The sequence below is a fragment of the Burkholderia sp. MSMB1459WGS genome, from assembly GCF_001534535.1.
GTDB lineage: Bacteria > Pseudomonadota > Gammaproteobacteria > Burkholderiales > Burkholderiaceae > Burkholderia.
This window is the reverse complement of sequence record NZ_LPMU01000075.1, coordinates 57025-82202: the sequence shown is the minus strand read 5'-3', so window position 1 is coordinate 82202 and position 25178 is coordinate 57025. Positions and strand designations below refer to the sequence as shown.

Genomic DNA, 25178 nt, shown 5'->3' with positions numbered 1-25178 from the left:
AGTGAAGATCGGAAGGCGAAGCGCGCCGCTAGCGGCGCGGCGGCAGCCCGATCACGCGGCCCGCATACGCAGGCGCCGCGCAATCGCGCTGCAATGCGTGCAGTTCGGCCACGCGCGCGGCCACGTCGTCGTCGAACGGCGCCGATTTCGCGCCGTCGCGCGTATCGACGTGCAGCAGCATCTGCTCGCTCGCCGATACCGCGTCGTCATGCCCGTCGGCGAACAGTTCGAGATACAGGTGCAGCCGCTTCGCGTCGTGCGCGAGCACGCGCGCATCGACGCGCACGGCCGTGCCTTCCTTGATCTCGTGCAGGTAGTTCACGTGCGCTTCGAGCGTGTAGACCGAGCGCCCCCGCTCGCGACGCGCGGCGTCGTCGAGGCCGATGCGATCCAGCAACGCATCGGTCGCGAAGCTGAAGATCAGCAGGTAGAACGCATCGCGCAGGTGGCCGTTGTAGTCGACCCATTCGGGCCGCACCACGTCGCGGTGAATCGTCAGCGGAGTATCGCCCGTCATCGCCTGTCCTTTATTCCTCGAATCGCATCCCGTGCCGCGCCTTCACCGCGGCGATCGATTTCAGCACCTCGGTGATGCACTCGTCGCGATAGCGCTCGAGTTCCTTGATGCTGCGCGTGCCTTGCTGTTCGGCCGTGCCTTCGACGACGTTGTCGATCAGCGCATCGGTCAACGTCGGCGCGACCAGTTTCGTCCACGGCAGTTCGAGCGCGGGGCCGAATTGCTGCATGAAGTGTCGCATGCCCGCATCGCCGCCGGCCAACGTGTAGGTCAGGAACGTGCCCATGAACGACCAGCGGATACCCGCGCCGAAGCGGATCGCGTCGTCGATCTCGCCGGTCGTCGCGACGCCTTCGTTGACGAGATGCAGCGCCTCCCGCCACAACGCTTCCAGCAGACGATCCGCGATGAAGCCCGGCACTTCCTTGCGCACGTGCAGCGGCCGCATGCCGAGCTTGCGATAGACCTCCATCGCGCCTTCGACCGCTTCCGGCGACGTGCGCGCACCGCCGAGCACCTCGACGAGCGGCAGCAGGTAGACGGGGTTGAACGGATGGCCGACCACGCAGCGCTCCGGATGCGTCGCCCGCGCGTAGAAATCGGTCGGCAGCAGCCCCGACGTCGACGACGCGATGATCGCATCGGCCTTCGCCGCACGGCTGATCTGTTCGTGCAGCTCGAGCTTCAGCGCCTCGCGCTCGGGCGCGCTTTCCTGGATGAAATCGGCATCGGCGACGCATTCCTCGATCGTCGACACGAACCGCAACCGCGCGGGATCGGCGCCCGGTGCGAGGCCGACGCGTTCGAGCGCGGGCCACGCATTCGCGACGTTCGCGCGCAGCCGCGCTTCGGCGCCCGGCGCCGGGTCCCACACGACCACGTCGAGACCGTGCGCGAGCGCGCGGGAAATCCATCCGCTGCCGATCACGCCGGTGCCGATGGCGGCAAACGTCTTAATGTCGGTCTTCACTGCCATGTCGATACATCCTTCAATTCAGGGGAAATCGGTGGGCGGCCGCGCGTCGACGCATACCGCCATGCAATGTCAGTCAGTGAAAAAGCTCACGCGAATTCGGCGATCGCGCGACGCTCCAGCGCACGTTCGCCGCGCGCCGGCAGGCCGAGCTTGCGGCGGCCTTCGGCCGGCGTCAGCACGCGGCCGCCGAGGCGCTCGACGATCTCGCGAGCGCGCTCGACGAGCGTGCCGTTGGTCGCATGCACACCGCGATCGAGCCAGATGTTGTCTTCGAGGCCCACGCGTACGTGACCGCCGAGCAGCATCGCCTGCGCGACCATCGGCATCTGCATGCGGCCGATCCCGAAGCCGGCCCAGTGCGCGCCCGGCGGCAGGTTGTCGACCATTGCCTTCATCGTGCCCGTATCGGCCGGTGCGCCCCACGGAATGCCCAGGCACAGCTGGAACAGCGGCGGATCGTCGAGCAGCCCTTCCTTCAGCAGCTGCTTCGCGAACCACAGATGGCCCGTATCGAAGATCTCCAGCTCCGGCTTCACGCCGAGTTCCTGGATGCGCTTCGCGCCGGCGCGCAACTGCGCGGGTGTCGACACGTAGATGTAATCGCCGTCGCCGAAATTCAGCGTGCCGCAGTCGAGCGTGCAGATTTCCGGCAGCAGTTCCTCGACGTGTACGAGGCGCGTGAGACCGCCGACCAGGTCGGTCCCCTTGCCGAAGCGCATCGGGTCCTCGCCGGGGCCGATCTCGAGATCGCCGCCCATGCCGGCCGTCAGGTTGATGATCACGTCGACGTCGGCCGAGCGGATGCGGTCGACCACTTCGCGATACAGGTTCGGGTCGCGGCTGCCGCGCCCCGTCTGCGGATCGCGCACGTGGCAGTGGGCGACCGTCGCGCCGGCCTTCGCGGCTTCGATCGCGGCGGCCGCGATCTCCTTCGGCGTGACCGGAATCGCCGGATGCTTGCCGACCGTATCGCCCGCGCCCGTGACGGCGCAGGTGATGATGACTTCGTGGTTCATGCTGGATGCCTCGCTTGATTCGGGTTGTGTCGCATTGCGGGGAGCGCGTGGGCGCAGGCCGTTACAGGCCGAGATACGCCTTCACGGCAGGCAGGCCGTCCTTGCCGTCGAACGTCTTGACGCCTGCGAGCCAGGGATCGAGCACCTGCGGGTTCTTCTTCAGGTACGCCTTCGCGGCCTCGGCCGGCTTGGTCTTGTTCATTACCGACTGCATCAGCTGGTTCTCGAGCTGGGTCGAGAAGCGCAGGTTCGTCACGAGCTTGCCCGCGTTCGGGCAGCGCGCGATGAAGTCGGGCGCGGTCAGCGTGTACACGCGCGCTTCGCCGTAGTTCGGCCCGAACGCCGCGTCGCCGCCGGACAGGTAGTTCATGCTGAGCTGGATGTTCATCGGATGCGGCTCCCAGCCGAGGAACACGACCCACTTCTTCTCGCGGATCGCGCGCTCGACCGTCACCAGCATCCCGGCCTCACTCGATTCGACGAGCTTGAAGCCACCGAGCCCGTACTGGTTCGTGTCGATCATCTTCTGGATCGTCGCGTTCGCGCTGCTGCCCGGCTCGATCCCGTAGATCTTGCCGTCGAGTTCCGCGCGGTGTTTCGCGATGTCGTCGAAGGTCTTCAGGCCGGCCTGGTATTCGTAGCTCGGCACCGCGAGCGTCGCCTTCGCGCCGGACAGGTTCGGCGGCTCGACGACGTTGATCGACTTGCTGTCGAGGAACGGCTGCAACTGCTTCTGCTGCACGGGCCACCAGTAGCCGAGCGACACGTCGAGCTGCTTGCTCTTGAGACCGGCGAACGAGATCGGCACCGACGCGATCGTCGTGGTCGGCTTGTAGCCGAGCGCCTCGAACACGGTCGACGCGAGCGCCGTGGTCGACGTGATGTCGGTCCAGCCGATATCCGCGAAACGCACGGTGCGGCAGGTCGCGGCCTCCGTCTCGGCAAGCGCCGCGTGCGTGAACGCGCCGGTCGCCAGCACGGCCGCGGCTAGCGCGGCGATCTTCGTCGACTTCATGGTTCGATTCCTCCCGGTTGATCTCGCGGCAGCCGGTGCGCGGAGTGTGCGCCGGCCTGCATCGTGGGAGTAAAAGTAACGAGCCATATTCGCACCGAGAAGACCGGCGGCGACCTGTTCTTGACTGTTTGCGACTATGAGTGGAAACCACTAGGTTCGGCGAGAGGCTTGCCGGATGGGGGTTTGGGGTTTTTCTGGCGCGCGACGGGATTGCCCGGATGCGGCGCGCGCCTTTCGATTCCGCCACGGCCTTGCTGACGGATTTCCGACACGTCGCCGAATACCGCGGGGCGGCCCTATGCTGGGAATCGCCGGGCGATCGCGCGCCGCCGCCGGATACCGTGCCGCTCCGGGCCTGGATGTTGCGCGTCATTGGAACGGATGCCGACGGACGCGGCCGGCCGTCGCGGTGTCTGCCTCCGATCTATTCAGCCAGGAGCCATACGATGCTCGTCGCTTGCTTCGTCGTCGCCCTTTTCGTCGTCCTTTTCGCCGTCATCGCGGCCATGCACCGCGCCGTGACGCGCGACGCGGACGCGAACCTTCGCGCGCGATTCGATGCGGAAGGCCCGCGCGGCGACGCGGCGCGCCGGTTGATGCGCGACGCGGGATACGGCGTCTGAGTCTCGACGTCAGTCCGGCCGAACACGCTGGCCGTCAGGGTGGCGACGCGGCGCGTTCAGCCCGCCGTCACCGCCCGCACGAACGCCTGCGCCAGCACCGTCGGCTCCACCGGCAGCACCAGCGCGCACACCGATCGCGCGTCCTCGTCGGAAATCGGCACGAACGCGACGCCGTCGATCCCGACGCTCGCCATCCGCGCCGGCACGATCGCCACACCCCACCCGGCCGCGACGAGATTCAGCATCGACGTCTTCGGCGACACGATCCGCGCGGCCGCCGGCACGAAGCCTCGCTTCAGGCACAGATCGATCACGACGCGCGCGAGGCCGCCCCGCTCCCGAGACACGGCCGATACGAACGGCTCATGCCGCAGCCGCGCTATCGCGATGCGTTTGCGGCCCGCGAGCGGATGATCGGCCGGCACCGCCGCGCACAAGCGCTCGGCGGCCAGTTCAACGAAACGCACGCGTGCATCGCGCCGCAGCACCGGCAGCCGAACGATCCCGATATCGGCATGGCCGTTCGCAATTTCGGTCACCTGATCCTCGGACGACGCGCGGTCGAGATCGACCCGCGCGCCCGGACAATCGCGCATGAAGCGGTCCAGATCCGGCATCAGGCTGCCGACGGGAACGGTACTGGAATGCAGAAGCCGCAGCACGCCGGCTTCCCCGCGCGACAACCGTGCACCTTCGTCGGCAGCCGCCGTCAGCGCGGCCGGGACCGATGCCACGCGTTCGCGGTAGATCGCGCCGGCCGGCGTGAGCCGCACGCCCCTCGGCTCGCGGTCGAACAGCGGGAACCCGAGTTCGTCCTCGAGCTGACCGATCTGCCGGCTGAGCGCCGACTGCGCGACATGGAGCGCACCCGCGGCCGGCGTGAAGCCGCCGAGGTCCGCCACGGTCAGGAAGTACTGGATTTGCCGGAGTGATGGCATGCCGAAACGAGATGGATGAGCGCCGGATTCGATATTTGCGTTATACCGGCGCGCTCCGCAGAATGAAAGCCTTCCGTGCCGGCATCGCCGGCGCGGCCATCCTTTCGGAGCGTTCGTCCTCGTGGCTACCTTCCTGTCGTATCTGCTGGTCGTGGCGGCCGGCATCAGCGTTGCATTGCAGCAGGTGCTCAACGCGAACCTGCGCGCGCAGCTCGGTTCGCCGTGGTGGGCCGGGTCGGTCAGCTACGTCGTCGGCCTGGCCGCGATGCTGGCGGTCGCGCTCTTGTCGCCTCACCCGCGCGTGAGCGGCACGTTCTCCGGCGCGGGGTCGTGGTTCAGCTGGACGGGCGGATTCTTCGGCGCGGTATTCGTCGGCATCGCGATCCTGATGGTGCCGCGCTTGGGCGCGGCGACGACGCTCGCGCTGATCGTCGTCGGGCAGATGACCGGCGCGCTCGTATTCGACCACTTCGGCGTGCTCGGCATCCAGCAGCATTCGGCGAGCGCGATCCGCATTGCCGGCGCGGCGTGCCTCATCGTCGGGGTGGTGCTGATCCGCGCGTGACGGCAAGCGCGTGCGTTCCCGGTACGCCGGCAACGCACGCACTCGCCGCGACGCTCACGCGTAGTTCATCATCACCGACTTGCTCTCCATGTACTGGTCGATCACCGCGCGGCCGAGTTCGCGGCCGAAGCCCGACTGCTTCATTCCGCCGAACGGCAATGCGTTGTCGAGCAGCGAGTGGCAGTTGACCCACACGGTGCCCGCCGCAATCCGCGGCACCAGCTTGTGAATCGCCGCAAGATCGTTCGACCAGATGCTCGCGCCGAGGCCATACGGCGTATCGTTCGCGAGCCGCACGGCCGTATCGAGATCATCGAACGGCATCGCGACGAGCACCGGTCCGAAGATCTCCTCGCGCACCACGCGCATCGCCTGCGTCGTATCGACCAGCACCGTCGGTTCGACGAAGAAGCCGGGGCCGTCGATCGCGCGGCCGCCGGCCGCGGCGCGCGCGCCCTCGCCGAACCCCGAGTCGATGTACCCGCACACGCGCTCGCGCTGCTTCGCCGATACGAGCGGCCCGATCTGCGTCGACGGATCCATCCCCGGGCCGATCTTCAGGCTCGCCGCGATCTTCGCGACGCGCTCGATCACGCCGTCGAACACTTTCGCATGGATGTACGCGCGCGAACCGGCCGTGCACACCTGCCCCTGGTTGAAGAAGATCGCGTTCGCGACGCCCAGCGCGGCCTTGTCGAGATCGACGTCGGGCAGCACGATCACCGGCGACTTGCCGCCGAGTTCCAGCGACATCCGCGTCATGTTGTCGAGCGCCGCGTGGCCGATCGTCTTGCCCGTTAGCGTCGACCCGGTAAATGCGATCTTGTCGATGCGCGGATCGCGCGACAGCGCCGCGCCGGCCGTATGACCGTAGCCGGTGACGATATTGACGACGCCGTCCGGGAACCCGGCCGCCTGGATCAGCTCGCCGAGCCGCAACGCGCTCAGCGGCGTGTCTTCGGCAGGCTTCAGCACGACGGTGCAGCCGGTCGCGAGCGCCGGTGCGATTTTCCATGCGGCCATCAGCAGCGGGAAATTCCACGGAATGATCGCGCCGACCACGCCGACGGGTTCCTTGCGCGTATAGGCGAAGATCTCGCTGTCCGGCAGGTACGGCACGCCGGCGTCGATCACGCTGCCTTCGATCTTCGTCGCCCAGCCGGCCATGTAGCGAAAGCACTGCGCGGCCATCGCGACGTCGAGCCCTTGCGCGACCGTCACCGGCTTGCCGTTGTCGAGCGATTCGATTTCGGCGAGCTCGCGCGCGTTGGCTTCGATCAGGTCGGCGAGCACCAGCATCAGGCGCTCGCGATCGGTGGTCTTCGCGCTGCGCCACGGACCCGCATCGAATGCATGGCGCGCGGCGGCGACGGCCTGCTGCACGTCGCGTTCGTCCGCTTCGGGCACGCGAGCGAGCACGGTGCCGTCGGCCGGGTTCACGACCTCGATCTGGCGTCCCGACGCGGCGTCGCTCCACTCGGCGCCGATCAGCATCTTCTTCGGCTTCGCGAGAAACGCGCGGGTTGCGTCGAGCAGCGGAAAGGTTTGGTTCGTCTCCATGTTCACGTTTTCCTGATTCGTTGAGTCAGTCGGTCAGTAGCGATCCGCAACGCCGTCGATCCCGCGCGCCTGCAGCGCGCGGACGAGGCCGGCGCGCACGGTCGCGACGTCCGACAGCGCGGGACGGCGGTGCGCGGCAACTTCGGCGGCCGTATACGGTTTGAAGTCGCGTGGCAGCGCATCGCGGTTCGTCGTCGTGAGCAGCCAGTTCAGCACGTCGGCCAGCTCCCGATCCGACAGCGCCGAGTTCGACGCGCCGGGCACGCGCATCACGTACTCGCGCCCGGCCGGCAGATGCGTGAAATAGCCGAGCGAGTTCGCGAGCGGCGGCACCTTGCCGGGAATGCCGCCGCCCGTCGCCGTGTGGCAACCCATGCAGTTGAGCACCCAATGCTGTCGTGCCAGCGCCGCATCGGCTGTGCCGTCCGCATGCGCGGGCCCGGCAAACGCGCAAGCCGCGGCACCCGCCAGGAGCAACCGGGACGACAGGCGATGCGACAGGCCGCCGAACCGCGACGACGGCGCGCAAGCGCCGTTCACAGGCCGAGCCCCTTGATCACCGCCGCACGCTGCGCATGCACGGCCGCGCCGTCCATCGGCTTCGCGCGCGCCGCACGGATATCGGCCGCCGTGAACGGCTTCGCGTCGCCATGCTGCGCGTTGAGGTCGAACACGACGTAGTTGAGCACGTGCGCGATGTCGTCGTCGCTCGCGCTCGCGAACGACGGCATCTTGAAGTTGTAGCGCTTGTCGTGCACTTCGATCTCGCCGAACATCCCGTGCAGCAGCGTCGCGATCAACTGCGCACGCCCGGCTTCCGCCGCCGCGTACTTGCCCGGATACTCGGTCAGCGGCGGCGCAAGGCCGTCCTGCCCTTTCCCACCCGCCTGGTGACATACCGCGCACTGCGTGTCGAACAAGCCTTTCCCGGCCGGGTAACGCACGGTGTCCTGTGCACCGGCCGCGCCGGGCAACGCGATGGCCGCCATGGCCGCCATGGCCGTCATGCACGCAACGACGATTTTTCCCGCCTGCTTCACGCTCATTGTTTTGCCGCTCCCAGCAGAACCGAAACCGAACAGTGGTAATTCGAATTACCGTTCGCCATGCACCAGTTGATGTCGTTGTTCAGCGACAGCTTGTACAGCGGCTTCTCGCGCTCGTTGCGATTGCAGAAGCACTTGCCGCACGACGTTTTTCCGCAGCAATCGTTGTACGAAACGATGTAGTCCGAACCGTCGTGCGGATTGCGGCAGGTGCCGATCCACGTGATCGGCGAAGGCGTCGTACCCGGCGGGCAACTGCTCGACGTGCCACCGCAGCAACTGCAAAGCCAGCCGTCGATCGCGCAGTATTTCCAGTAGTCGCAGCTCGTCGGGTCGTCGCTTGCCCCCGATGCCGCAGCGCCGTATGCGCCCGACGCGCCGGATGCCGCGTCGGCCGCATACGCGGTGCGGTCCACAGGCAGCAGCGGCAGCAGCGCAGAACCCACCAGCACCTTGCCGAGCTTCGCCATCGCGCTGCGCCGCGAACTGTGCTGCGCGACGCCGCGCGCCGACCGCTCGAACCATGAATCAAACACGCCCATGTCGTCGTTCTCCAATGACGTTGAAAAAGGTTCGGCCGGTCATGCGTGCTGCGCGTGCCCGTCGTGGGCATCGCGGCCGGGGTCGCCGTGCACGTACTGCTGCAGCGACGCGACGCCGCGCTCCTTCGCCTCGAACAGGCTCTCGAGATGCTCGCGCGTGTTGACGAGCCCTTTCGCGCGCACCGTGCCCGTTTCGTCGAGCAGCACCGCATACGGCAGCTTGCCGATCTGATACGCGAGGCCGAGCTCCTGCGACAGCACGTACGGGAAGCGCCCGAGGTCGTGCTTTCGCGCGAAGCGCGCGTGTTCGTCGGCATCGCCGTCGCTCGCGAGCACGATGTTCACCGGCGTCGCCTCGCTGGCCTGCAGCGACGGGAGCAGCGGCAACAGCTTCTTGCAGACCGGGCACGTCGGCGACAGGAAGAACAGCAGCGTCGCCTTGCCCGATGCGTCGATGCCGCCGACCTTCACGTGCGAGCCGCGAATGTCGGTCAGTTCGAACGTCGGCGCGATCGTGCCGACCGCCGGCCCCTTGTCGATCATCAGCGCGCCGGCCGGCATGATGCGTTCGTACAGGATGCCGATCTGGCGCACCAGTGCGAGGCAGATCGCGCCGAGCGCGAGGACGGCCACCCACAACAGGGCGGTGGAAACGGTGAGAGCGGTTTGCATCATGAATTCCTCAGGTGGGCAAGGCGCGGGACGTTGGCAAGCAGCACGTCGACGGTGAGCAGCGCGCAAACGATCAGCAGCACGGAAAAGAACAGCGTCAGGTAGTCGAGCCACACCACGGCGCGCGTACCCGGCTCGACGAACGCGGTCGCGGCCAGCGCGACGAGCAGCAGCACGCGGCCGACATGCAGCCAGCCGATGCCGCGCGGTGCGTCCGCACGGGCGGCGGTGAAGCCGGAACAGCCGCAATCGATGTCGGTATGGCCGCGCAGCAGGTTGATCGCGAGGCCGGCCGCGAACGCCAGGAAGAGCGCGATCAGCGCGATCGCGCCGGCCGTGCGCGTATCGGGAAACAGCAGCGCCGCGGCGCCGATCGCTTCGGCCAACGGAATCGCGAACGCGACGGGCGCGCTCAGCGCATCGGGCAGTAGCCGGTAGCCGGCGAGCGCCTGGCGGAACGCGGCGGGCCGGCGCATCTTCGCGAAGGCGCCGAGCAGCACGACGGCGGCCGCGCCGGCCTGCGCGCTGGTGGCGAGTACGGGATCGAGGGTCATCGCGGCCTCACGGGTTGACGAGCAGCGACGACGTATTGCCGATCTGCTTCTCGACGTGCCGCAGCGCGCCGGTGCGCGCATCCATCACGACGAGGTCGGAGGTTGCCGTCAGCCCGTAGAACAGCGGCTTGTCGTCCTCGCTGACCTGGATCGACACGAGCGGATCGACCTTCTGCTGCGCGAGATCCCAGCGCGCGACGCGCTGCTTCGACTTCAGGTCGTACACCCACACCTGCGTGCCGGGATCCTTGTGCGAGCCGTCGGTGCCCTTGTGCATCAGCACGTAGTACCGGTTCTGCTTCGCGTGCACGGCCGTCTGCTGCATGCCGCCCGGGCGCCAGCCTTCCGCGCGCTCGGCGTCCGTCAGCAGCGGCCACGGTTTGCCGAATGCCGGCTTGTCGCCGCTGAAATCGGCGCTGCGCACGTATCCGCCGTAGGTGGTGAACAGATAGTCGCCCCCGTACCGCGACGCGTTCACGAACGCCGGATCCTTGTCGACGTCGATGAACGCGTCCGACATCGTGCGCTTCGTTTCCTTGCCGTTCGCATCGAGCGTGACGGTCAGCGCCTTGCCGCTTTCGCACAGCGCGGTGAAACGGTCGTTGCCCGACGGATACGCGAGCACGCACGCGGCCATGTCGATCTCCGACAGCACCCGCTTCGAGACGGCGTCGATCACCGTCACCGATGCGGCCGGCGTGATGTTCGCGACGTACAGCCGCTTGCCGTCGGCGCTGAATGCGGTGTTGTACGGCGACGGCACGTGCTGCGCGTGCTTCGCCGGGATCACGATTTCGCCCGCGTGATCGAGCGTCGCGTTGTCGATCATCTCGACGACGTCGGTGCGCGCGCCGTGCGAGCCGCGCGAGAAGTAGGTCGTCGCGACGAAGCTGGTCTTGCGGTCGGGCGAGATCGCGAAGCCGGGAGCGAAACCGCCGTCGATCTGGCCGAGCAGCTTCTTCGCATCGGCGTCGTATACGTAGATGCGCCCGTCGGTCATCGACGGCATCGAGATGTCGACGATGTAGAGCGTGTGCGGATGCCACGGCGGCATCTTCTGCACGACCAGTTCTTCGGGTTTTTCCGCCGCGTTCGCGCCGCCGGCCCATGCCGCCGCCAACGCCAGCGTCGCCGCGAGCGCAGCGGTTCGTCGCCTTGTCCTCATGCCGCCTCCAGTGGGGGTTCACGTGATGTGGAGCGACTGTAGTTCGACAATAAACCCGCCCAGCACCCGGACCGGCAACGCGTGCGTGCCGATTCGGGATATCGGAAATGCGCGTGAAAGCCGCGCGGCAGTGCGCCTTCCGACCCTCGGAAGCACGCGCGCGGAATAGCGCTCCCCCGTATTGCGCCGACCGCCCGGTCGGTTTAGTCTTGCGCGGTCCGAACGATCGCCGGAGGCGCCATGCGTGTGTTACATCAGAGGTTCGACGACGCAGACCGGCATGCCGAGGCGCTGCGCGGCTGGGATCAGCGTTACGACCAGATCGGGGCCGGCTCGTATCGCAGCGTGGTCAAACACGCGGTGCTCGACGGCGTGCAACTGTTCCAGGAAACGGCGAACGTGCGCATCATCCAGCGCGGATGCTTGCCGCCCGGCCATACGGTATTCGGGATGCCGCTCGCCGGCTCGGGCGCCTTCGCCTTCGGCAATGCGCGCGTCGAGCCCGGTACGATCGTGGTGGCGCGCGGCGGCGTACCGTTCGAACTCCATTCGCCCGACGACATGTCGCTGATCGGCGTGGTCGTCGAACCCGAGTTGATGCAGCAGATCGAAGATGCCGCCGGCGTCCGGCTGGACGCACGCGCGCTGCGACGCGGCGTGGTCGAGGTGCCGGTCGCCGCGCGCGAGCGCGCGAGCGTGCACCTCGCCACGCTGCTCGAACGCGTACTGGCGGCGCCCGATACGTTCGACGCTGCACGCGTGCAGCGCGCGATGCGCGCCGACGTCGGCAACGTGCTGGTCGATCTCATGACCTACCGGATACCCGAGCCGCAGCACCGGCTCACGCACGCGTGCCACGCCGACATCGTGCGCCGCGTGCACGACTACGTGATCGAGCACCCGGAAGCACCCGTCGACATCCTGAGCCTGTGCACGCAATTGCGCGTCAGCCGGCGCACGATGCAGAACAGCTTTCAGTCGGTCGTACAGACGACGCCGCTCAACTACACGCGCTCGCTGCGCCTCGCGCAGGTGCGGCGCCTGCTGCTCGACACGCGGCACGCCGACCTGCCGATCAGCGAAGCGGCTGCACGCTGGGGCTTCATTCATCTCGGGCATTTCGCGAACGCGTACAAGGCCCAGTTCGGCGAATTGCCGTCGACGACGGCGCGCCGGACGGTGCATCGTGCAAAAACGCGCTGAGCGCCGGCAAAACCCGCGATAATCCCGGCTTGAACGTTCGGCGCCCGCGAATCGGGCGCGGCCCGCGCCGGCCCGCTCGTCGCGACGCACGGCTCGTACCGACTACCTGCTTGCACCCCACACCCCGATGCCCGAGGATTTCCACTTCCTGTTGCTACCCGGCTTCTCCGCGCTCGGCTTCATGTCCGCGGTCGAGCCGCTGCGCGTCGCGAACCGCTTTCGCACCGAGCTGTATCGCTGGCACGTGATCAGCGCGGACGGCGCACCCGTGGCCGCGAGCAACGGCATTCCGGTCGCCGCCGAAGCCGCGTGCGCGGACGTCCCGCAGGTCGATACGGTGTTCGTCGTCGCGGGCTTCGATCCGCTCGTGTGCTACACGCGCACGCTCGGCGACTGGCTGCGCCGCCAGCACCGGCATGGCGCCACGCTCGGCGGCATCGATACGGGTAGCTTCGTGCTCGCGGAAGCCGGGCTGTTCGACGCGTCGCAGCCGCTCACGCTGCATTGGGAAGCGCTGGCGGCGTTCCGCGAGCGCTATCCCGGCCTGAACGCGACGCAGGAGCTGTTCGAGATCGACGAGCGGCGCATCACGTGCGCGGGCGGCACCGCGTCGATCGACATGATGCTCGACCTGATCGGCCGCCGGCACGGCGCCGACCTCGCGGCGGCGATCTCCGAGCAGTTCGTCGTCAGCCGCATCCGGCAGCGCTCGGACAGCCAGCGGCTCGAGATCGCCGCGCGCTACGGCGTGCACAACCGCAAGCTGATCCAGGTGATCGGCACGATGCAGCGACACATGGACAACCCGCTCGGCTCCGACGCGCTCGCGCAGGAAGTGTCGATCACGCGGCGCCAGCTCGAACGGCTGTTCAGCGCGATGCTGAACGACACGCCGACGCGCTTCTACCTGAACCTGCGCCTCGATCGCGCACGCGAACTGCTGCAACAGACCGACATGAGCATCACGTCGGTGTGCGTCGCGTGCGGCTTCGAATCGCCGTCGCATTTTTCGCGCACCTATCGCGCGCGATTCGGGATGAGCCCGCGCAGCGACCGGCGGCCGACGCGCTGACCGTCTCGGCTTTTGATCACAATCCGGCGCGGTATTACGCGTTCCGGCAGCGTTTCCCGCCGTTCGTTGAACAATGCCGGCGACTGGTCGACGAACCGAAGCGGTCGTCGAAAATAATCTGGAATGTCGTTGAAAATATTCTGTAACATACCAAACAAAGTTAGATAGATAGCCTAACGACCCGATCGTCGATCTCGACGGACGTCGGGTCACGCAGGCTGCCAACCGATATCCAATATCGATCCGAGGGGTATGACATGACGATGCTCGATTCGCCGTCGCCGCACCTGCCTGCCGTTCGCTTCTCGTCCGCCTCTCCTGCCCGCTTCTTTTCGACCTGACAGTTAGGGATCCTTAGTCAGTCGATACCCCCAACACCGCTTTGCCGCACCGGTTCCATCGAACCGGCGCGCGGGCCGTGTCGTGCCTGCTCGCCACGAGCGCGCGGGCGTGTCCAACCGTTGAGATGAGGATCACGTATGCAGACATCACGCAAAGCATTGCCGCTCGCCCTGGGTCTCGCGCTCGGTTTCGGCATCGTCGGCGGCACCCTGGCCGATACGAAAGCGCCGAATCCACGGGCCGCGAGCCTGCGCGAAAGCCTGACGCGCGGCGTCGCGCCGCCGGCCGCGAAGGCCGACACGGCCGCCGGGCAATTCCGCGCGGACGGCGTCGCCGTCACGCTGTACAACCCGGCCTATCGCGTCAAGAAAGCCGCCGCGACACCCGCCGCCACCGCGCGCGACTTCGTCGCGTCGCAAGCGGCGCAGCTCGGGCTCGACGCCGCCGCGCTCGCGAGCCTCGTCGTCACATCGGAACGCGACGACGCCGACTTCACCGTCGTGCGCCTGCAGCAGCAGGCGGCCGGCTTGCCCGTGTACGGCAGCGACATCGCGGTGACCGTCGCGAAGGACGGCCGCATCCTGTACGTCGCGAGCAACACGATCAACGGCGTGGTCGCGACGACGCGCAAGTCGCAGGCCGTCGACCAGCAGCAGGCATTCGACCGCGCCCGCGCGTATCTCGGCGCGAGCGGCTTCACGCATCTCGATGCGCAACTCGTCGCGTTCGTCGACAAGGCCGGCACGCACACCGCGTGGAAGGTGCGCGGCCGCCCGCAGGATGGCCCGAAAGGCGACTGGGAACTGCTGATCGATTCGGGCAGCGGCGAAGTGCTACGCGCCGAGGACAAGGCGTTCTACGCGACCGACGGCACCGGCTTCGTGTTCCGCCCCGATCCGCTGTCGCCGACGAAGAGCAGCTACGGCAGCACGGGCTACAAGGACGGCAACGACGCGGATTCGACACAGCTCACGGCCGCGCGCGTACGCGTGACGCTGAAGGATCTCGCGCAGTCGGGCACGCGCTACACGCTGACGGGCCCGTACGCGGCGTGCGTCGATTTCGATGCGCCGCTCGACAAGGCCTGCCCGTCGCAATCCACGCCCGCGTTCGAATTCACGCGCGGCAACCTGTATTTCGAGGCCGTGAACGCGTACTACCACATCGACACGTTCCTGCGTTACGTGAACCAGACGCTCGGCATCAAGGCGCTGCCGTACCAGTACACGGGTGGCGTGCAGTACGACCCGCACGGCGAATCGGGCGACGACAACTCGTCGTACTCGTCGAGCAGCGGCCGGCTGACCTTCGGGCAAGGCGGCGTCGACGATGCGGAAGACGCGGACGTCGTGATCCACGAGCTCGGCCACGGCATCCACGACTGGGTCACCAACGGCGGCCTGTCGCAACAGGAAGGCTTGTCGGAAGGCACTGGCGACTATCTCGCCGCCGCGTACAGCCGCGACTTCAACCAATGGAGCCCGTCGGATGCGCAGTATCACTGGGTCTACAACTGGGACGGCCACAACGAGTTCTGGGGCGGCCGCGTGACCAACTGGAACGTCGGGCGCACCTATGCGCAGGCGCGCGGCGCGGAGATCCACACGGCCGGCCAGTACTGGGCATCGTGCAACCTCGTGGCACGCGATGCGATCGGCGCGCAGGCAATGGACAAGGCGTTCCTGAAGGGGCTGTCGATGACCAACAGCTCGACCAACCAGAAGGCCGCCGCGCAAGCCGTGCTGACGGCCGCATCCGCGCTCGGCTACAGCAGTGCGCAGCTCGCCGCGATCGGCAACGCGTACAACAAGAGCTGCACGTACGGCGTGACCGTCCCGCAGAAGTCGTAACGCCCGCAGCAGGCGGGAGCGCATCGCACGATCTGCGGCGCGCTCCCTTCATCGACATCGCCATCCTCACGAGATCGAACATGCCTACTCTGAAATCGACCCGCCTGAGTGCCGCGCTGGGCGGCATGCTGTTGACCGCCGCCGCGCATGCGGCGCCCGTCTGGATCACGCTCGGCGACACCGCGTTCCGCCAGCTTCAACGTATCGACGCGACCGCAACCGCGCAATACAGCACGACCGTCGAAGCCGGCAAGGCGGCCCACGGCGCCGCGCGTCGCGAAACCGTTCACGTCGTCGAGATCGACGATTCCCGTCTCGGCGAGCTGGCCCGCGCCGTCCACCGCACGCGCGGCCACGGGCCCGGCTACGTCGTGCACGACTCGTTCGACGACGCACGGCAGGCGCTCCAGCCGTTGCCTGCGACGCTCGCGAAACAGGCCGCTGCCCCCGCGTACACGGTGTCGAACGTGCCGCAGATCGGCACATGGGTCCAGCAACTGCAGGCCAGCAACATCGTCGGCACGATCACGTCGCTGTCGGGTTTCACGAACCGCTACTACACGACGTCGCACGGCGTCGCCGCATCCGACTGGCTCGCGTTGCAGTGGAAGCAGCTGGCGGCTTCGCGCGCCGATATCGCCGTCGAACAATTCGCGCACACGGGCTTTCCGCAGAAATCCGTGATCCTGACGATCCGCGGCAGCGATCCGGCCGCAGGCACCGTCGTGCTCGGCGGCCACCTCGATTCGACCGTGGGCCGCACGACGGAAAACACGCGCTCGCCCGGCGCCGACGACGATGCGTCGGGCATCGCCAGCCTGACCGAGGCGCTACGCGTGCTGCTCGCGAACGGCTACCGGCCGAAACGGACGATCAAGTTCGTCGGATATGCGGCCGAGGAAGCCGGGTTGCTCGGCTCGAAGGCGATCGCGAAGCAGTTCCGCACGCAGAATGCGAACGTGGTCGGCGTGCTGCAGCTCGACATGACGAACTACAAGGGCGATCCGAAGGACATCTACCTGATCACCGACTACACGAACGCTGCACAGAACACCTACCTGGCGAACCTGGCTAAGACCTACCTGCCCGAGCTTGCCATCGGCACATCGCAGTGCGGGTATGCATGCTCGGATCACGCGTCGTGGAATGCGCAGGGGTATCCGGCATCGTTCCCGTTCGAGGCCGACCAGAACGACAGCCCGTACATCCACACGGCGAACGACACGCTGGAAAACTCGGATCGACAAGCGAACCATGCGCTGAAGTTCGGCAAGCTCGCGCTGGCCTATGCGGTCGATCTCGGCGGCATTGCCGGCGCGACGGTCAAGCGCTGAACGTTCCGTGTCGAGCGGCTCGCACACTCGCGGCGAAACGGGCGTTCACCTGCATGGGTACGCCCGTTCGAATACCTTTTCGCCGTCCGGCTAGAATCGTCGTTCGACCATTCGCTACGCGCTTCCATACCATGACCGAACCCACCCGCTCCATCGACGACCTGTCGCCTGCCCGCGTCACGACCGCCTTCGACCTCCCCGGCCATACGACCGTTCGCTCGCTCGGCGTCGCACAGGGCATCGTCGTGCGCTCGCGCTCGATCGTCGGCTCGTTCGGCGCGTCGCTGCAGACGATCTTCGGCGGCAACATCACGCTCTATACGTCGCTGTGCGAAAAAGCGCGCCAGCACGCGTTCGACAAGATGCTCGACGACGCGCGCAAGCTCGGCGCGAACGCGGTCGTCGCAATGCGCTACGACTCGACCGAGATCGGATCGGGCGTAACCGAAGTCATCTGCTACGGTACGGCCGTGCGCGTCACGCAGGATGCATGACGTGTGATGCGCGTCACGCGTCGCGTTCGAGCGACTTCATGTTCGTGAGCTGCGGAAACAGCCGCATCCACGCGAGCGCGACGGCGATCGTCGCCGCGCCGCCGACGACGATCGCGGCCGGCGCGCCCCACCACGCGGCCGTCACGCCGGATTCGAATTCGCCGAGCTGGTTCGACGTGCCGATGAACAACGCGTTGACCGCGCTCACACGGCCGAGCATGTCGTCGGGCGTGCGCAGTTGCACGAGCGACAGGCGCACGACGACGCTGATCACGTCCGACGCGCCGAGCGCGGCCAGCGCCACGAGCGACAACGCGAAGTGCCGCGACAACCCGAACACGATCGTCGCGATGCCGAACGCGATCACGCCGCCGAACATCGCGCGGCCCGGCCGGCCCTTCAACGGGAAACGCGTGAGCCACAGCGTGCCCGCGAGCGCGCCGACGGCCGGCGCCGCGCGCAAGGCGCCGAGCCCCCACGGGCCGACCTGCAGGATGTCGCGCGCGTAGATCGGCAGCAGTGCGGTCGCGCCGCCGAACAGCACGGCGAACAGATCCAGCGACAGCGCACCGAGGATCGCCGGCTCGCGCCGGATGAACGCGATGCCCGAAAACACCGAGCGCAGCGTGACCGGCTCGCGGGCGGGTGGCGCGCTGCGCAGCGGAATCGTGCCGCTCAGCATCGCCGCAGTCGCGAAGGCCGCCACGCTCGTGCCGAACGCGACGGGCGCGCCGACACCATAGAGCAACCCGCCGAACGCGGGACCGAGAATCTGCGCGGCCTGGTTGGCGGACGTCGACAGCGCGGTCGCCCGCGGCAAATCGGTGCGCGGCACGACGGCCGGCAACAGCGACGACACCGACGGCGACTCGAACGCGCGGGCCGTGCCGACGATCGCCGCGAGCGCATACACGGCCGGCGCGGCCAGCCACCCTTGCGCCGCGCCGAGCAGGAACACGCCGGCGGCCAGTGCCTCGACGCTCTGACAGATCGTCGCGATGCGCCGGCGGTCGTAGCGGTCGGCCACCTGCCCGACGACCAGCGTCAGCGCGAACATCGGCACGAACTGCGCGAGGCCGACCAGGCCGAGCGCGAACGCGCTGTGCGTGAGCGCATACACGTACCAGCCGATCGCGACCGACAGGATCTGGAAGGCCAGCGACGACATCACGCGCGTGCCCCAGAAACGCCGGAACGGCGCGTGGCGGAACAGGTTGACGGGTAACGGGGATAACGGACTGGAATCGGGCACGGAGGTGGTCATCGGGGTCTCGGCGGCTGGCGGTGCGCACCGCAACCATTCGGGAAACGACGACGCACGCGGGTGCGCGCGGCAACGGTGCGGACGCGGCCAAACCGCGATGATATGCCAATCGCCGAAAACCGGCCCGACGCCGGCCACGAGCCGTCGAGCCGGCGCATCGCACAAAAAAAAAGCGCGAACCGCGGTTCGCGCCAAAGAGAGACCTCGCTGAAGACGTCACACCAACCCGCCACTCCGCTCAGAACGAATGCCGCATCCCGATCCGCACGTCGGCCTGCGTCTGCGTCGTCGACGGCGTGAAGCTGTAGCCGATCACCGCATCGACGCCCTGCGACGCGCGCAGGTAGTCGCCGGAGATGTACACGTCCGTGCGCTTCGACAACAGGTAATGCAGGCCCGCCGTGCCCTGGTTCCAGTGATGGCCCTCGAAGCGCGTGTGCTGGTAGCCCGCGATGAAGCTCAGCGCCGGCGTGAACTGGTACAGGCCGCCGCCTTCGTACACCTGCATGTGCGACGACTGGCCGAAGCCCTTGATCGTCGTGTACGAGTAGTTGGCGTCGAGCGTCAGCTTGCCGATCGTGTAGCTCGTGCCGATGCCGAACGTGCCCTGGCTGTCGACGTTCATCGGCGTGTTCGCGAACAGGTCGGTGCGCGCGCCGGTCGCCGGATCGACCGTGACGGTCTGCTGGCCGAGGAACGTATGCGTGCCGATCATCGCGTACGGGTCGAACGCATAGATGCCGCTCGGATTGTTCAGGCGCGTGTACGCGGCGCCGATCGAGAAGTCTCCCTTCGTGAAGCTCGCGCCCGCGCTCCATGCGCTGTTGCGATGGAAGTTGCCCGCGACGTTGCCGAACGAATACATCGCGCCGAACTTGAAGCCGCTCATGTCGCTCGACAGAAACTTCACCGAATTCGGCAGGCGGTCGCCGTTGAAGCGGTCGAAGTCGCCCTGGTGGATCGCATAGCCGCTGCCCCAGGCCGAAATGTTGTAGATCGACACGAGTTCGTTCGTGATGTCGAGCTGATTGCCGAACGACAGCGTGCCCCAGTCGTTCTGCAGGCCCACATACGCCTGCCGGCCGAATTCGGCGCCGCCGAAGCCGAGTTGCCCGTTGCCGAGGTGGAAGCCGCTCTCGAGCGCGAACACGGCCTTCAGGCCGCCGCCCAGGTCTTCGGTGCCCTTGAGGCCGAAGCGGTTTCCGTAGGCGACGCCGTCGTCGAACTTGACCACGTGCGAACCGCCCGTGTTGTTCACGTACGTGATGCCGGCGTCGAGAATCCCGTACAGCGTCACGCTGCTCTGCGCGTGTCCGATGGCGGGAATACAGGCCGCGCATGCGAGCGCGGCGGCTACGGCGACTTTCTTTTGCTTCATTGTCGACCACCCTCCCTGAACCGTTCGATGGAAAGAACCGTGGCCTGGCGCGTGCCGCGATACGCCGGCTGATTCGAATTCGGTACGTCTGCTGGCTCCGGTATTTCGTTTTCCGCAATAACGCAGCCATTGGCGAAAAATACAAACCCATATTTCGCGTCACCCGTCTGTAGGCGACACTAAATGGTCACGATGCGACGGGTCGGGAAAACACGTAGACGAGCGGCACGGTAAAAACCGGCCGCCCGGAGAGGGGAAATCAATGACCGTCGAGGGCCGCGCGCACGGCCGGCAGGCCCGGCGCGCCGGCCGCCGTCGTCACGCCGTCGAGCCAGGCGGCGACCAGCGCGGGCTCGGCCTTCAGCGCATGCTGCGCCGCGAGCGCGGGCGACGTCTTGTGGTCGAGCATGTCGGCGATCATCCGGTTCTCGACGTCGACCGAGAACGTCATCTGCCGGAACAGCCGCGCGAGGTTCGTGCACTGGCCGGCGAACCCGGCACGCGTGACCGTGTTGACCGTCGCGCCGCCGTAGTTCGGGCCGAAATACGCATCGCCGCCCGACAGATACGTCAGATGAAACTTCGTGTTCATCAGATGCGGCTCCCACGCGAGAAACACGATCCAGCGCTTGTCGCGCACCGCCCGCTCGACCTGCGTGAGCATGCCCGTCTCGCTCGATTCGACGAGCGACCAGTTCGCGGACCCGAGCGCGTGGTCGGACAGCATCCGCTTGATGTTCTGATTCGCGGGCGCGCCGGGCTCGATCCCGTAGATCTTGCCGCCGAAGCGGTCCGCATAGCGCGCGAGATCGGCGAACGTATGCACGCCGGCGGCGGCCACGTAGTCGGGCACCGCGAGCGTGAATTTCGCGCCGCTCAGGTTCGCGTGCAGCACGTCGATCGATTTCTCGTCGACGAACGGCTTCACGAGCGGCGCCTGCGCGGGCATCCAGTTGCCGAGGAACACGTCGACCTGCCCTTTCTTCAACCCCTGGTACGTGATCGGCACCGACAGGTTCGCCACGTCCTGCCGGTAGCCGAGCGCCTTCAGCACGACCCCCGCCATCGCATTCGTCGCGTCGATGTCGGTCCAGCCGGGCGCCGCCATCTTGACTTCGCTGCACGTCTGCGGATCGGCGGCATACGCAGGCTGCGTCGCCACCCCGCACGCGGCGGCAGCAGCGAGCGCCGCGCCGATCCTTCGGATTGCTGCATTGCATTGCCGTTTCATGGTTCGCTTCCTCCGTCGTTCTTCAGTGATCGCGATGCGGTGCGTTCAGCGCCCGACGCGCGGAAAACGCGCCATCGCCTCGAGCGTGTCGAGTTCGATGTGATTGCGCATGTAGCGCTGGCTCGCGTCGGTGAACGGCTGCCAGTCCCACGCCTGAATGCGGCCCTGCGTCGTCGCCGCGTAATGGAAGCGCCGGCGCCGCTGGCTCGCGCGCACCTGCCGGTCCAGTTCGGGCAGGTTCCAGCGCTGCGCGGCCTCCGCGCGGAACGCGGCGAGCACGTCGGCGGCTTCCGGCCGCCCGGCGAGGTTCGTCAGTTCGCGCGGGTCGTCCGACAGGTTGTAAAGCTGATCGGGGTCGGCCGGGCAATGCACGTATTTCCAGTCGCCGCGGCGGATCATCACGATCGGTGCGAGCGCGCCTTCCGCGAGGTATTCGCCGAGCGCGACATCGTGCGCGGGCGTGCCGTTCAGGTGCGCCACGAGGCTCGCGCCGTCGACCGGGTCCGGCCAGCCGCCGGCGGGCGCGGCGCCGGCCAGCTCGACAAGCGTCGGCAGCAGGTCGACGTGCGACACGGGCCCACGCACGCGCGCGGCGTCGAAGCGGCCCGGCGCGTGGACGATCAGCGGCACGCGGCAGCCGCCTTCGAAGAACGTCATCTTGTACCAGAGCCCGCGCTCGCCGAGCATGTCGCCGTGGTCGGACGTGACGATCACGATCGTGTCGTCGGCGAACCCGCATTGCTCGAGCGCGGCCAGCACGCTGCCGAACTGCGTGTCCACGTAGGACGTCGCGCCATAATACGCGCGGCGTGCGGCGCGGATCTGCGTGTCGGTCGGTGGCGTGCGATCGTTCTCGCAGACGAAACGCAGCCGCTGCGAATGCGGATCGCTTTCGGCCGCATCGAGCCGCACGGCCGGCATGTCGATCTCGTCGTCGTCGTAGCGATCCCAGTATTCGCGCGTGATCGCATACGGATCGTGCGGATGGGTCAGCGACACGACCATGCAGAACGGCCGCGCATCGCGGCCGGCCGCGCGCTCGCGCGCGACGTCGTACAGCTTCTGCTTCGCCGCGAACGTCACTTCGTCGTCGAAGTCGAGTTGATTCGTACGCACGCACGGGCCGGCCTCGAGCACCGAGCTCATGTTGTGATACCAGCTCGGCCGCTCGGCCGGTTGGTCCCAGTCCGGCACCCAGCCGAAATCGGCCGGATAGATGTCGGTCGTGAGGCGTTCCTCGAAGCCGTGCAACTGGTCGGGGCCGCAGAAATGCATCTTGCCGGACAGCATCGTCCGGTAGCCGCCCGCGCGCAGGTAGTGCGCGAACGTCAGCGTTTGCGCGGGCAATTCGGCGGCGTTATCGTAGGCGCCGATTCCCGACGGCAGCTTGCCGGTCAGCAGCGAGAAGCGCGACGGCGCGCACAGCGGGCTCGCGCAGTACGCGGCGTCGAACACCACGCCTTCGGCGGCGAGCCGGTCGAGCGTCGGCGTGCGGGCCACGCGGTTGCCGTACGCCGGCAGCGCGAACGGCGTGAGCTGGTCGGCCATCAGGATCAGGATGTTGGGTGTCGGGTTCGTCATCGGCGGTCGTGGGGAAAGCGGTGTTCGAATGGAACGGCTCGTCGCCCGGGCAGCGAGACGTCCGGCATGACGGAGGCGGTCCGCAGAAACTGCCGCGCACGGCGGCCGTGCTGGCTAGAATCGGGGAGTGCGTTGCGCGGCTGTGCGCGAAGTGCATGTGCCGTACCGTCCGCTGCACTATCGCCCGCCCGAATTCGCGCGGGTAGGCGTCCGGCCCTTATGGGGCCATTAGAGGGACTTATGTCGAAATCCGAACCGTTACCGTCGATGCAGGCGCTGCGCGCGTTCGAATCGGCCGCCCGGCTCGCGAGCTTCACGGCCGCCGCGCGCGAGCTCGGCTCGACGCAGCCGGCCGTGAGCCAGCAGGTGTATCAGCTCGAAGCCGAACTCGGCGTGCCGCTGTTCGAACGCAGCCCGCGCGGCGTTACGCTGACGACCGACGGCCAGTGCCTGTACGAGGCCGTGCGGCTCAGCCTCGACACGCTGCGCGGCGCGACCGCGACGCTGCGCGCGCGCCGCGAGCACGGCGCGCTCACGATCGTCACCGATTTCGGTTTCGCGACCTACTGGCTGATGCCGCGCCTGGCCGGGCTCAAGCGCGTGATGCCGGACGTCGACGTACGCGTCGTCACGTCACAGGACTACGACGCGCAGCGCGACCACGGCGACATCGCGATCCTGTTCGGCGACGGCCACTGGCCGTCATGTACGGCCGCGCGGCTGTTTCCGGAATCCGTCACGCCCGTCTGCTCGCCCGCGTTCCGCGACGCGCACCCGGACGTCGCACGGCCCGAGCACCTGCTCGCGCTGCCGCTGCTGCACGTGCAGCCGACGCGCCCCGAGCGCTGGCTGTCGTGGTCGGGCTGGTTCGACGCGCACGGGCTCGAGCCGCCGCCCGCCGCCCGCGGCGTGACCTTCAACAGCTATGCGCTCGTGATCCATGCGGCGCTGCTCGGTGAAGGCGTCGCGCTCGGCTGGTCGCCGCTTGTCGACGAACTCGTCGGGACCGGCCAGCTCGTGAAGCTGGTCGACGCGCCCGTCGTCACACCGCGCGGCTACTTCCTGGTGCGCCCGCCGCAGCGGCCCGAGCCGGATGCGACCCACGTGTTCCGGCGCTGGCTGCTCGACGCGTGCGCGGCGGCCTGAGGCAGCGCGCCCGCCGCGGCCCCGCCCCCGGCCCGCTGGCGCACCGATACCAGCCACACGGCGCGTTGGTTCTATCCGCGCCGATATCGTCCTGATTTACTTGAGCCTCCCGCTACCCGCGCGGCGCGGCGCCTTCGTGCGCCGCCGCGCGGCCGTGCGCCCCTGCCATCCGAGGAGTCTCATGACCGCCGAGCACCGCCCCGATCAATTCGTCCTGACACTGTCGTGCCCGAGCGCGGCAGGCCAGGTCGCCGCCGTCGTCGGCTTTCTCGACCGCCATCGCTGCTACGTCGATGCGCTGAACGTGTTCGACGACGATCTCAGCAACCGCTTCTTCGTGCGCTGCGTCTTTCATCCGACGGATGAGACGCTGCAGATCGACGCGCTGCGTCAGGAATTCGCGCCGATCGCGGCCGGACTCGGCGGCCACGATGGCGACATCCAATGGGCGATCCATGACGTCAACGCGCGGCCGAAGGTGCTGATCATGGTGTCGAAGCTCGAGCACTGCCTCGCGGATCTGCTGTTCCGCTGGCGGATGGGAGAGCTGAAGATGGACATCGTGGGCATCGTGTCGAACCACCCCGACTTCGAGCCGCTCGCCGCCCAGCACGGGCTGCCGTTCCGGCACTTCCCGATCACGGCCGATACCAAGGCGCAGCAGGAAGCGCAATGGCTCGACTTCTTCGAATCGAGCGGCGCCGAGCTCGTGATCCTCGCGCGCTACATGCAGGTGCTGTCGCAGGAGACGAGCGCGAAGCTCGCGAACCGCGCGATCAACATCCATCACTCGTTCCTGCCCGGCTTCAAGGGCGCGAAGCCGTATCACCAGGCACATGCGCGCGGCGTGAAGCTGATCGGCGCGACCGCGCACTTCGTGACCGACGATCTCGACGAAGGCCCGATCATCGAGCAGGTCGTGGAGCGTGTCGATCATGCGCTGCGGCCCGAGCAATTGCTCGCGGTGGGACGTGACGTCGAAAGCCTCACGCTCGCGCGTGCGGTGAAGGCGTTCATCGAGCGGCGGGTGTTTTTGAACGGTGATCGGACGGTGGTGTTCCCGTAAGCCGATCGGAGCCGCGCCGGAACGCGGC

General features: G+C 67.6%; 25 protein-coding genes. 9 read left to right on the top strand and 16 right to left on the bottom strand.

Translation table 11 applies throughout. The features are described 5' to 3' along the window. Positions 1-28: 28 nt before the first annotated feature. The 4 genes from WT97_RS29060 to WT97_RS29045 form a co-directional block, all read right to left on the bottom strand. A complete protein-coding gene (locus WT97_RS29060; protein WP_060031075.1) occupies positions 29-517 on the bottom strand; it encodes a thioesterase family protein in 489 nt (162 codons plus the stop codon). A 10-nt stretch (positions 518-527) separates the two neighbouring features. Further along, positions 528-1493, bottom strand: a complete 966-nt coding sequence (locus tag WT97_RS29055) for an L-carnitine dehydrogenase (RefSeq protein ID WP_060031073.1) — start codon at positions 1491-1493, stop codon at positions 528-530. An 86-nt stretch (positions 1494-1579) separates the two neighbouring features. After that, positions 1580-2509 carry a 3-keto-5-aminohexanoate cleavage protein gene (locus WT97_RS29050; protein WP_034204290.1) on the bottom strand — a complete coding sequence of 310 codons (930 nt, stop codon included), beginning with the start codon at positions 2507-2509 and terminating at the stop codon, positions 1580-1582. A gap of 61 nt (positions 2510-2570) precedes the next feature. Further along, positions 2571-3524, bottom strand: a complete 954-nt coding sequence (locus tag WT97_RS29045; protein ID WP_006498766.1) for a choline ABC transporter substrate-binding protein — start codon at positions 3522-3524, stop codon at positions 2571-2573. A 140-nt stretch (positions 3525-3664) separates the two neighbouring features. Here WT97_RS29045 and WT97_RS34385 point away from each other — a divergent pair, with 140 nt between their 5' ends. Beyond that, entirely contained in the window at positions 3665-4147 is a 483-nt protein-coding gene (locus tag WT97_RS34385) for a hypothetical protein (protein WP_156440336.1), read from the top strand. Between the two features lie 56 nt (positions 4148-4203). Here WT97_RS34385 and WT97_RS29040 read toward each other — a convergent pair whose 3' ends face one another. Further along, entirely contained in the window at positions 4204-5085 is an 882-nt protein-coding gene (locus tag WT97_RS29040) for a LysR substrate-binding domain-containing protein (protein WP_060031069.1), read from the bottom strand. A 121-nt stretch (positions 5086-5206) separates the two neighbouring features. Between WT97_RS29040 and WT97_RS29035 the strand changes: the two genes are divergently transcribed. Beyond that, positions 5207-5650 carry a DMT family transporter gene (locus WT97_RS29035; RefSeq protein WP_059502346.1) on the top strand — a complete coding sequence of 148 codons (444 nt, stop codon included), beginning with the start codon at positions 5207-5209 and terminating at the stop codon, positions 5648-5650. 54 nt (positions 5651-5704) lie between these two features. On the opposite strand, the gene WT97_RS29030 is transcribed toward WT97_RS29035, so the two are convergent. Genes WT97_RS29030 through WT97_RS29000 form a run of 7 tightly spaced genes read right to left on the bottom strand, consistent with a single transcriptional unit; the run spans position 5705 to position 11189 of the window. Further along, entirely contained in the window at positions 5705-7210 is a 1506-nt protein-coding gene (locus WT97_RS29030; protein WP_060354894.1) for an aldehyde dehydrogenase family protein, read from the bottom strand. A gap of 33 nt (positions 7211-7243) precedes the next feature. Beyond that, the gene (locus tag WT97_RS29025; RefSeq protein WP_060354893.1) at positions 7244-7750 is read right to left on the bottom strand and encodes a cytochrome c; all 507 of its coding nucleotides are present in this window, start codon (positions 7748-7750) and stop codon (positions 7244-7246) included. Further along, positions 7747-8256, bottom strand: a complete 510-nt coding sequence (locus tag WT97_RS29020; RefSeq protein WP_060354892.1) for a cytochrome c — start codon at positions 8254-8256, stop codon at positions 7747-7749. The genes WT97_RS29025 and WT97_RS29020 overlap by 4 nt, the downstream gene beginning before the upstream one ends. Then, a complete protein-coding gene (locus tag WT97_RS29015; RefSeq protein WP_060354891.1) occupies positions 8253-8798 on the bottom strand; it encodes a methylamine dehydrogenase light chain in 546 nt (181 codons plus the stop codon). The genes WT97_RS29020 and WT97_RS29015 overlap by 4 nt, the downstream gene beginning before the upstream one ends. 39 nt (positions 8799-8837) lie before the next feature. Further along, positions 8838-9473, bottom strand: coding sequence for a methylamine dehydrogenase accessory protein MauD (gene mauD, locus WT97_RS29010; protein ID WP_060354890.1), 636 nt, complete (start codon positions 9471-9473; stop codon positions 8838-8840). Next, positions 9470-10024, bottom strand: coding sequence for a MauE/DoxX family redox-associated membrane protein (locus WT97_RS29005; protein WP_059790828.1), 555 nt, complete (start codon positions 10022-10024; stop codon positions 9470-9472). The genes mauD and WT97_RS29005 overlap by 4 nt, the downstream gene beginning before the upstream one ends. A gap of 7 nt (positions 10025-10031) precedes the next feature. Then, positions 10032-11189 carry an amine dehydrogenase large subunit gene (locus tag WT97_RS29000; protein ID WP_059790830.1) on the bottom strand — a complete coding sequence of 386 codons (1158 nt, stop codon included), beginning with the start codon at positions 11187-11189 and terminating at the stop codon, positions 10032-10034. Between the two features lie 240 nt (positions 11190-11429). On the opposite strand from WT97_RS29000, the gene WT97_RS28995 reads away from it, so the two are divergent. The 5 genes from WT97_RS28995 (at position 11430) to WT97_RS28975 (ending at position 17484) form a co-directional block, all read left to right on the top strand. Then, a complete protein-coding gene (locus tag WT97_RS28995; protein WP_059502330.1) occupies positions 11430-12392 on the top strand; it encodes a helix-turn-helix domain-containing protein in 963 nt (320 codons plus the stop codon). A 127-nt stretch (positions 12393-12519) separates the two neighbouring features. Further along, the gene (locus WT97_RS28990; RefSeq protein WP_059502328.1) at positions 12520-13464 is read left to right on the top strand and encodes a GlxA family transcriptional regulator; all 945 of its coding nucleotides are present in this window, start codon (positions 12520-12522) and stop codon (positions 13462-13464) included. A 479-nt stretch (positions 13465-13943) separates the two neighbouring features. After that, positions 13944-15656 (top strand): M36 family metallopeptidase, encoded by a 1713-nt coding sequence (locus WT97_RS28985; protein WP_060354889.1) that lies wholly within the window; start codon positions 13944-13946, stop codon positions 15654-15656. Positions 15657-15736: 80 nt separating this feature from the next. After that, positions 15737-16990, top strand: coding sequence for a M20/M25/M40 family metallo-hydrolase (locus tag WT97_RS28980; protein ID WP_060354888.1), 1254 nt, complete (start codon positions 15737-15739; stop codon positions 16988-16990). Between the two features lie 131 nt (positions 16991-17121). Beyond that, positions 17122-17484 (top strand): YbjQ family protein, encoded by a 363-nt coding sequence (locus WT97_RS28975; RefSeq protein ID WP_059502322.1) that lies wholly within the window; start codon positions 17122-17124, stop codon positions 17482-17484. A 13-nt stretch (positions 17485-17497) separates the two neighbouring features. Here the strand turns inward: WT97_RS28975 and WT97_RS28970 are convergent, their stop codons facing one another. The 4 genes from WT97_RS28970 to betC all read right to left on the bottom strand — a co-directional run bounded on the left by WT97_RS28970 (position 17498) and on the right by betC (position 22938). After that, positions 17498-18748, bottom strand: coding sequence for an MFS transporter (locus WT97_RS28970; RefSeq protein ID WP_060354913.1), 1251 nt, complete (start codon positions 18746-18748; stop codon positions 17498-17500). Between the two features lie 238 nt (positions 18749-18986). After that, a complete protein-coding gene (locus WT97_RS28965; RefSeq protein WP_060354887.1) occupies positions 18987-20126 on the bottom strand; it encodes a porin in 1140 nt (379 codons plus the stop codon). Positions 20127-20385: 259 nt separating this feature from the next. Beyond that, on the bottom strand, positions 20386-21357 hold the full coding sequence (choX, locus tag WT97_RS28960; RefSeq protein WP_060354886.1) for a choline ABC transporter substrate-binding protein: 972 nt from the start codon (positions 21355-21357) through the stop codon (positions 20386-20388). A gap of 45 nt (positions 21358-21402) precedes the next feature. Next, complete coding sequence (betC, locus tag WT97_RS28955) at positions 21403-22938, bottom strand: choline-sulfatase (RefSeq protein WP_060354885.1); 1536 nt, start codon at positions 22936-22938, stop codon at positions 21403-21405. Between the two features lie 240 nt (positions 22939-23178). Here betC and WT97_RS28950 point away from each other — a divergent pair, with 240 nt between their 5' ends. Both WT97_RS28950 and purU read left to right on the top strand, forming a co-directional pair. Then, a complete protein-coding gene (locus WT97_RS28950) occupies positions 23179-24084 on the top strand; it encodes a LysR family transcriptional regulator (RefSeq protein WP_059790838.1) in 906 nt (301 codons plus the stop codon). 181 nt (positions 24085-24265) lie between these two features. Next, on the top strand, positions 24266-25150 hold the full coding sequence (gene purU, locus WT97_RS28945; RefSeq protein WP_059502312.1) for a formyltetrahydrofolate deformylase: 885 nt from the start codon (positions 24266-24268) through the stop codon (positions 25148-25150). The last annotated feature ends 28 nt before the right edge of the window (positions 25151-25178 follow it).

Bases quoted from the DNA above. Each gene is read 5' to 3' on its own strand.
- WT97_RS29060 (WP_060031075.1), bottom strand. From the start codon at position 517: ATGACGGGCGATACTCCGCTGACGATTCACCGCGACGTGGTGCGGCCC.
- WT97_RS29055 (WP_060031073.1), bottom strand. From the start codon at position 1,493: ATGGCAGTGAAGACCGACATTAAGACGTTTGCCGCCATCGGCACCGGC.
- WT97_RS29050 (WP_034204290.1), bottom strand. From the start codon at position 2,509: ATGAACCACGAAGTCATCATCACCTGCGCCGTCACGGGCGCGGGCGAT.
- WT97_RS29045 (WP_006498766.1), bottom strand. From the start codon at position 3,524: ATGAAGTCGACGAAGATCGCCGCGCTAGCCGCGGCCGTGCTGGCGACC.
- WT97_RS29040 (WP_060031069.1), bottom strand. From the start codon at position 5,085: ATGCCATCACTCCGGCAAATCCAGTACTTCCTGACCGTGGCGGACCTC.
- WT97_RS29030 (WP_060354894.1), bottom strand. From the start codon at position 7,210: ATGGAGACGAACCAAACCTTTCCGCTGCTCGACGCAACCCGCGCGTTT.
- WT97_RS29020 (WP_060354892.1), bottom strand. From the start codon at position 8,256: ATGAGCGTGAAGCAGGCGGGAAAAATCGTCGTTGCGTGCATGACGGCC.
- WT97_RS29015 (WP_060354891.1), bottom strand. From the start codon at position 8,798: ATGGGCGTGTTTGATTCATGGTTCGAGCGGTCGGCGCGCGGCGTCGCG.
- mauD (WP_060354890.1), bottom strand. From the start codon at position 9,473: ATGATGCAAACCGCTCTCACCGTTTCCACCGCCCTGTTGTGGGTGGCC.
- WT97_RS29005 (WP_059790828.1), bottom strand. From the start codon at position 10,024: ATGACCCTCGATCCCGTACTCGCCACCAGCGCGCAGGCCGGCGCGGCC.
- WT97_RS29000 (WP_059790830.1), bottom strand. From the start codon at position 11,189: ATGAGGACAAGGCGACGAACCGCTGCGCTCGCGGCGACGCTGGCGTTG.
- WT97_RS28995 (WP_059502330.1), top strand. From the start codon at position 11,430: ATGCGTGTGTTACATCAGAGGTTCGACGACGCAGACCGGCATGCCGAG.
- WT97_RS28990 (WP_059502328.1), top strand. From the start codon at position 12,520: ATGCCCGAGGATTTCCACTTCCTGTTGCTACCCGGCTTCTCCGCGCTC.
- WT97_RS28985 (WP_060354889.1), top strand. From the start codon at position 13,944: ATGCAGACATCACGCAAAGCATTGCCGCTCGCCCTGGGTCTCGCGCTC.
- WT97_RS28980 (WP_060354888.1), top strand. From the start codon at position 15,737: ATGCCTACTCTGAAATCGACCCGCCTGAGTGCCGCGCTGGGCGGCATG.
- WT97_RS28975 (WP_059502322.1), top strand. From the start codon at position 17,122: ATGACCGAACCCACCCGCTCCATCGACGACCTGTCGCCTGCCCGCGTC.
- WT97_RS28970 (WP_060354913.1), bottom strand. From the start codon at position 18,748: ATGACCACCTCCGTGCCCGATTCCAGTCCGTTATCCCCGTTACCCGTC.
- WT97_RS28965 (WP_060354887.1), bottom strand. From the start codon at position 20,126: ATGAAGCAAAAGAAAGTCGCCGTAGCCGCCGCGCTCGCATGCGCGGCC.
- choX (WP_060354886.1), bottom strand. From the start codon at position 21,357: ATGAAACGGCAATGCAATGCAGCAATCCGAAGGATCGGCGCGGCGCTC.
- betC (WP_060354885.1), bottom strand. From the start codon at position 22,938: ATGACGAACCCGACACCCAACATCCTGATCCTGATGGCCGACCAGCTC.
- WT97_RS28950 (WP_059790838.1), top strand. From the start codon at position 23,179: ATGTCGAAATCCGAACCGTTACCGTCGATGCAGGCGCTGCGCGCGTTC.
- purU (WP_059502312.1), top strand. From the start codon at position 24,266: ATGACCGCCGAGCACCGCCCCGATCAATTCGTCCTGACACTGTCGTGC.